General features: G+C 50.6%; 4 protein-coding genes and 1 tRNA gene. 3 read left to right on the top strand and 2 right to left on the bottom strand.

What is annotated here, in order from left to right:
• The 3 genes from H6A34_RS12990 to lpxA all read left to right on the top strand — a co-directional run.
• On the top strand, window positions 1-3,117 hold a 3,117-nt coding region (locus H6A34_RS12990), incomplete at its 5' end, for an efflux RND transporter permease subunit (RefSeq protein WP_205105861.1).
• On the top strand, window positions 3,104-4,489 hold the full coding sequence (locus H6A34_RS12985; RefSeq protein WP_205105862.1) for an efflux transporter outer membrane subunit: 1,386 nt from the start codon (window positions 3,104-3,106) through the stop codon (window positions 4,487-4,489). The genes H6A34_RS12990 and H6A34_RS12985, both read left to right, overlap by 14 nt.
• A 131-nt stretch (window positions 4,490-4,620) precedes the next feature.
• The gene (lpxA, locus tag H6A34_RS12980) at window positions 4,621-5,397 is read left to right on the top strand and encodes an acyl-ACP--UDP-N-acetylglucosamine O-acyltransferase (protein ID WP_021949054.1); all 777 of its coding nucleotides are present in this window, start codon (window positions 4,621-4,623) and stop codon (window positions 5,395-5,397) included.
• A gap of 120 nt (window positions 5,398-5,517) precedes the next feature.
• On the opposite strand, the gene H6A34_RS12975 is transcribed toward lpxA, so the two are convergent.
• Both H6A34_RS12975 and H6A34_RS12970 read right to left on the bottom strand, forming a co-directional pair.
• Window positions 5,518-6,636: a S1 family peptidase gene (locus tag H6A34_RS12975; protein WP_205105860.1), complete on the bottom strand. Its 1,119-nt coding sequence runs from the start codon at window positions 6,634-6,636 to the stop codon at window positions 5,518-5,520.
• 187 nt (window positions 6,637-6,823) lie between these two features.
• Window positions 6,824-6,900 (bottom strand) — tRNA-Pro (locus H6A34_RS12970).
• Window positions 6,901-7,047: the final 147 nt, after the last annotated feature.

Below are 7,047 nucleotides of genomic sequence, written 5' to 3'. Positions count from 1 at the left end.
ACCGTCAGCGTGAGCGCGAACTATCAGGGAGCCAACGCGCAAACAGTGTTGAACTCGGTCATCGTGCCGCTTGAAGAGCAAATCAACGGTGTGGAAGGCATGACCTACATGACATCCACCGCAACGAACGAAGGCTCGGGCCGTATCACAGTGTTCTTCAAGCAGGGTATGAACGCCGACATGTGTCAGGTGAACGTGCAGAACCGTGTATCACAGGCTTCAGCTCTTCTGCCTGCCGAGGTTACACAGGCCGGTGTGACGGTGCAGAAGCGCCAGACGTCAACCGTGCTCCTTATGTCCATCGTCGGCGACCCGGAACGCTACGACGAGAAATTCTTGCAGAACTACGCCGACATCAACATCATTCCGGCACTTAAACGTGTCAACGGTGTGGGCGACTGTGAGGTTATGGGTGCAAAGACGTACTCAATGCGTATCTGGCTCGACCCCATCAAGATGAAGAACTATGGCCTCATGCCATCTGACATCTCCGGAGTTCTTGCCGAGCAGAATATCGAGGCCGCACCCGGTAAGTTCGGCGAACAAAGCGACAATCAATACGAATACACCATTCGTTACCGTGGTCGTCTGCAAACTCCGACGGAGTTCGAGAACATGGTCATATCAAGCGACGCCAACGGCAACACAATCCGCGTGAAGGACGTTGCCCGCGTAGAGCTTGGCGGACTTTATTACAGCGTTACGTCAAAGGTTGACGGCAAGCCCGCCGTCATGATGATGGTGACGCAGACGGCAGGTTCTAACGCTACACAAATCGTTAACGACATCAAGAACGTTATCGACCAGCAGCGCGAGCTGTTGCCTCCTGGCGTGGAAATCAAGTACATGCAGGACGTGACGGAGTTCCTTTACGCTTCAATCGACAACCTTGTACACACCCTCTTTGAGGCATTCGTGCTGGTGTTCATCGTTGTGTTCCTCTTCTTGCAGGACTTCCGCTCGACACTCATCCCGCTTATCGCGGTGCCGGTGTCGTTGGTCGGTACGTTCTTCTTCCTCTATGTGTTCGGCTTCTCGCTCAACCTGCTTACGCTCTCGGCGTTAGTCTTGGCAATCGCGATAGTCGTCGATGACGCCATAGTGGTCGTCGAGGCCGTCCACGCGAAGCTCGACTTGGGTTATAAGTCAGCACGCCAGGCCTCAATCGACGCGATGAACGAAATCTCGGGAGCTATTATCTCCATTACCCTCGTGATGTCAGCCGTGTTCATTCCTGTGTCGTTCATCGGCGGAACGTCCGGTACGTTCTACAAGGAGTTCGGTATAACGATGGCTATCTCAATCGTTATCTCGGCTGTCAACGCGTTGACGCTGTCTCCTGCGTTGTGTGCAATCCTCCTCAAACCGAAAAACGAGGACGGCTCTGCACGCAAAATGTCAATAATCGACCGCTTCAGCGCAGCATTCAACGGTGCTTACAATAAAGTACAAGACAAGTACACAAAGAGCGTACGCAAGCTTGTGCAGAAACCGATAATATCACTCATCGCCGTTATTGTAGGTATCGCGGCACTCGTGCTTACTGCAATGAACACCAAAACCGGTCTCGTACCTGACGAAGATACTGGTACTGTGTTCTGTACCGTTTCAACCCCTCCGGGAACCTCTCTTGAGAAGACAAACCTTGTGATGGACCAGGTTGACTCAATGCTTGCCACCAACCCCGCAATCGCCAACCGCCTGCGTATCACCGGTTACAACTTCATCTCAGGACAAGGTACCAACCAAGGTACGTTCGTAATCAAGCTGAAGTCGTTTGAGGAGCGTGACAAGGAAGAAGGCTTCATGAAGTATTTTGACGTTCACAGCATGGGTTCAAAGATGGTGCTCGCCATGATTTACAAACAGACGGCAGCCATCAAGGGCGCACAGATACTGGCCTTCCAGCCGCCTATGGTGCAAGGATTCTCCGCAACCAACGGTCTGACGTTCTCAATGCTCGACCGTACCGGTGGCGATGTCAACAACTTCTTCAAGATAACCCAGAACTTCCTGGCCGAACTCAACAAGCGTCCCGAGATTGCAACGGCTATGACTTCTTACAACTCTCAGTACCCGCAGTACCAGATCGACGTAAATGTCGAGAAGTGCAAGCAGAGCGGTATTGACCCGAGCGTTGTACTTACGGCCATGCAAGGATACTACGGCGGTCTCTATGCTTCAAACTTCAACTCTTTCGGTAAGCTCTACCGTGTCATGATTCAGGCAGACCCGAAAATGCGAGAGAACTTGAACAGCATGAATAATATATATGTAAGGACAAGCAATGGCATGGCACCGATTAACGAGTTCGTCACCATGACCAAAGTCTACGGTCCTCAGGAGATTGCCCGCTTTAACCTGTTCACGTCTATCGACGTCAACGCCACCGCGGCTGAAGGTTATTCTTCAGGAGACGCCATCCGTGCCGTTGAGGAAGTTGCAAGCACAACCCTGCCGACAGGTTTCGGCTATGAATTCTCAGGTTTGACACGTTCCGAGCAGGAGTCAAGCAGCTCTACGATGATTATCTTCGTACTCTGTCTTACCTTCGTGTACCTGATTCTGAGTGCGCAGTACGAAAGTTATCTGGTACCTCTGTCGGTAATCCTCTCCATTCCGTTCGGTATTGCAGGCGCGTTCATCTTCACCGACCTGTTCGGAAAGCAGAACGACATCTACATGCAGATTGCGTTGATCATGCTTATCGGACTTTTGGCCAAGAACGCCATCCTTATCGTGCAGTTCGCCCTTGAGCGTCGACGCACGGGTATGGCACTCTCATGGGCGTCAGTGCTCGGTGCCCAAGCCCGTCTGCGACCTATCCTGATGACATCATTGGCAATGATTATCGGCCTTATGCCGTTGCTCCGGCCTACAGGTGTGGGATATAACGGTAACATGACTCTCGGCGCTGCCGCAATCGGCGGTATGCTCATTGGTATGATTTGCCAGCTCCTGGTGGTTCCGGTGCTCTTCTACATCTTCCAGTATCTGCAGGAGAAAGCTAAGCCTCTCGAGTTCGACGATGACAACGCGGCTGTAGATACGGAGCTGTTGCAGTACACCCGCCCGGTTGAAAACAAGATAAATGACAACAATGATGAAAAGAAATAATATTTTGATAATGATTTCCGCCGCTGCCCTTATGAGCAGCTGCGGAATCTACAACAAGTACGAGCGCCCCGATGTCAACGTTACAGGCATTGTGCGTGACGTAACTTCAAATACCGATACGCTTGCCGTTACCGACACTACAAGTTTCGGAAACCTTCCATGGCGCAGCGTATTTACCGACCCGCAACTCCAGGTGCTTATCGAACAAGGTCTCGAGCACAATACAGACTTGCTCAACGCCGCCCTCAATGTCAAGATGGTAGAGGCACAGCTCATGGCTGCAAAGTTGGCGTTCGTTCCTTCGTTCACGTTCTCTCCGCAGGGAACAATATCGTCATGGGACGGCAGCAAGGCTACGAAGACCTACTCTTTGCCCATCAACGCAAGCTGGAGCATTGACCTGTTCGGCAACCTCTTAAACCAGAAACGCAGTGCGCAGATGGCCCTTCTGGCAACAAAGGATTACCAGCTTGTTGTTAAAACGAACCTGATTGCCAACATAGCGAACGCGTACTACACGCTACTTATGCTTGACAAACAGCTGGAAATCGTGGACAACATGACTGTCCTGACAAAGGATACATGGGACATGATGAAGCTACAGAAAGAGTTGAACAGCGCAAAGGAAACCAGCGTACAGAGCGCCGAGGCCAACTACTATTCAGTATTGGCACAGGCTGCAGACCTGAAACGCCAAATACGCGAGACGGAGAACTCTCTTTCATTGCTGCTCGGCCAGCCGGCGCAGACCATCGCCCGCGGTAGACTGGAAGACCAGTCACTGCCTACAGAATTCAGTACGGGCGTAGGCATACAAATGCTCAACAACCGTCCTGACGTTCACTATGCCGAAATGACTCTTGCACAGTGCTTCTACGATACTCAGGCTGCCCGTTCAAAGTTCTATCCGAATATAACGATTAGCGGCTCCGGAGCGTTCACAAACAGTTCAGGCTCTGGTATCGTCAATCCAGGTAAGTGGTTGCTTAGCGCAATAGGAAGTCTCGTCCAGCCGATATTCCAGAACGGACAGCTTGTTGCGCAGCTCAAGGTTGCCAAGGCAACGCAGGAACAGGCCTACAACACTTGGCAGAACGCCGTGCTCTCGGCAGGTTCTGAAGTAAGCAATGCCCTCGTGCTCTACAACTCGTCTGACGAAAAGAGCAAGCTTGAAGAGAAACAGGTAGAAAGCCTGACAAAGAATGTCCAGTACACCAAGGACCTCTTCAATATGGGCAGCAGCACATATCTCGAGGTTATAACGGCGCAGCAGTCACTGCTCAATGCCGAACTGTCAAAGGTACAGGACGACTTCTACAAGATGCAGGCTGTCGTGAACCTCTATTACGCCCTCGGCGGAGGAAGGGATTAAAGTATGGGGTTGTGCGGTTATGCGGTCATAGTGTTGTACGGAGAAAGCATAAAAGTCTTTATGAACACATAATAACCCAAACCGTATAACCGTAAAACCCACAACCTTATAACCGATTAAAATTAAACAATATGATAAGTCCAAAAGCAGAAATAGACCCGAAGGCGAAAATCGGGAAAAACGTTACAATTTATCCTTTCGCCTACATCGAGGGAGACGTTGAGATTGGCGACGACTGCGTCATCTATCCTTACGTTAGCATAATGAACGGGACCCGTCTTGGACGTGGCAACAAGGTGTTCCAGAACACCGTACTCGGAGCTATGCCACAGGATTTCAACTACAAGGGCGACAACTCCCTGCTCGTGATTTGCGACAACAATATCATACGCGAGAATGTCGTTATCAACCGTGCAACTTTCAGCGACGGCCAGACATACATCGGCAATAACAACTTCCTTATGGAAGGCGTGCACGTATCACACGACACAAAGATTGCTGATGATTGCGTGTTCGGTTACGGTACAAAGATAGCCGGCGACTGCCTGTTCGAAAACGCAGTAATCTGCTCGTCCAACGTCATCGCTAACGCCGGATCGCGTGTTGGCCGCGGTTCAATGATACAAGGCGGTTGCCGCATCAGCCGTGACGTACCGCCGTACATCATTGCCAGCGACAATCCCGTAAAGTACGGCGGTATCAACGCCTCAATACTGTCCAACCACGGAGTATCGCAGAAGGTTCAGGACCACATCGCCAATGCCTACCGCCTTGTATTCCACGGCCAGACCAGCGTGTTCGACGCCGTAAGACAGGTTAAGGAACAGGTGCCTGATGGCCCAGAGATACGCCACATCATCGAGTTTATCAACGATACAAAGCTTGGCCTCATAAGCAAGATGTGGTAACATCCACGTTGAATGAATAAAAGGCACATACCCACAAAGGGCATGTGCCTTTTTTATGTCGCCTACCGCCGAGAAACATCTCAACAGCGCTTGGGCACGTCGACAAACGATGTACAATGATTATTTCCTTATGAATTCCCGTATACGTTCTACAGGAATGCCGAAATTGAAATTATCCGTAGTGCCGAGTTTGGCAAAGTTGACGGCCACCACGTCGCCGTATTCATCAATTACCGGACTGCCGCTCGACCCCTGCAGGGCAGGAATGCTATACAGCAGGCGCTGCCCGTCAGGCAGCTGTGTAACCTTGCCACTGGTCATCTGAACCTTGATTCCCTGGCGGGTATTTGCCAACACAAGGCCGGCATTATACCCGAGCATATACAACTGCTGGTCTATCTTCAGCGGAGCATTCTTACCCGAACCGCCAAACAGTTTCGTCAACAGCCCATCGTCATCGCCGTCTCCCTTTATAGTGAACACATGAGCCCCTTCGGGCGTCTTCTTGTTTTTAAGCTGCAGCAAAGCAAGGTCAACGTCCTCCTTGTCCGATATGCGCACTACAACGCAAGGATTCTTCTCCACAAAATCCTTGTCGGTCGTCACAAACGTGTTATTATATGCTACGCCAAGCTCACACACGGTGTTAATCTTAATGCCCTCAGGGTCTATGTTGTCATCAATCTCGCCAGCCGACTGCCCCAGAGCGTCAAACCTTCGGCTTAAATCCTGCTGTTTGGCGTTAATCTCGTCCAACCTATTCTGGTCCGAATATACATTACCGTAATAGTCGGTATAAACACAGTCGGCCTTCTGGCTTTCAAGCACGGCGTACTGTTGCGACAATGAAGTCATTTCCTCAGAGATGTACATCTTCATCAGTCTCAATATCTTTATCATGCTGCGGCGTGCAGTCACGGCGTCAATTCCGGGACTGGCCACGTGACGGTTGGTCATCATTGTGCCGTCACTACCGATAAAAAAAGCAGTGCCTGTAAGCATGCTGCGGTTTGCCCGAACCTCATCCTCGTCAGCTGTTAGGCCGCTTATGTCACCGTTTTCGTCAAGCCCGGTAAAATAGAGTGAGCCGCCAGCGGGCAACTTCAATTCATAATAATACTCGTTGAGCACCACTACCACCCCCGATGCCGTCTGCCCGAACAGTTCCTCTGCCGATTTCCTTCCGTCACAGCCAGCGACAACAAGCACAATCAAGAATATGGCTAACAGTTTTTTCATGATACTTACGGTTTTTATCCATCGCCGTCATGCCCGCTAACCGAGGCACACACAACGTCTCCATAGTGCAAAGATAATGCAAAACAGCTTAAAAGCAAAATAAAATATGCCGTAAACAAGCTTTTTGTCTTGCCGCAATATAAAAAACGGGCCCGGAACTCTTACCAAGTTCCGGACCCTTACTGCTTGGTCGGGATTACTGGACTCGAACCAGCGACCTCACGCCCCCCAGACGCGTGCGCTAACCAACTGCGCTAAATCCCGTTTCCATAAGCGACTGCAAAAGTACATACTTATTATGAAATAAGCAAATTTTAATCGTCCTTTTTACGTTTTTGCCCTAAATATTTTTGTAAAGAGTGGGTGGCGGACGGCGCGAGAACGTATTACCGAGGGTAAAAACCGTAAGTA

The sequence above is a fragment of the Marseilla massiliensis genome, assembly GCF_016899855.1.
In the GTDB taxonomy this organism is placed as follows: Bacteria; Bacteroidota; Bacteroidia; order Bacteroidales; family Bacteroidaceae; genus Prevotella.
The sequence above is the reverse complement of the archived record's forward strand: the minus strand, read 5'-3'. Positions and strand labels throughout refer to the sequence as shown.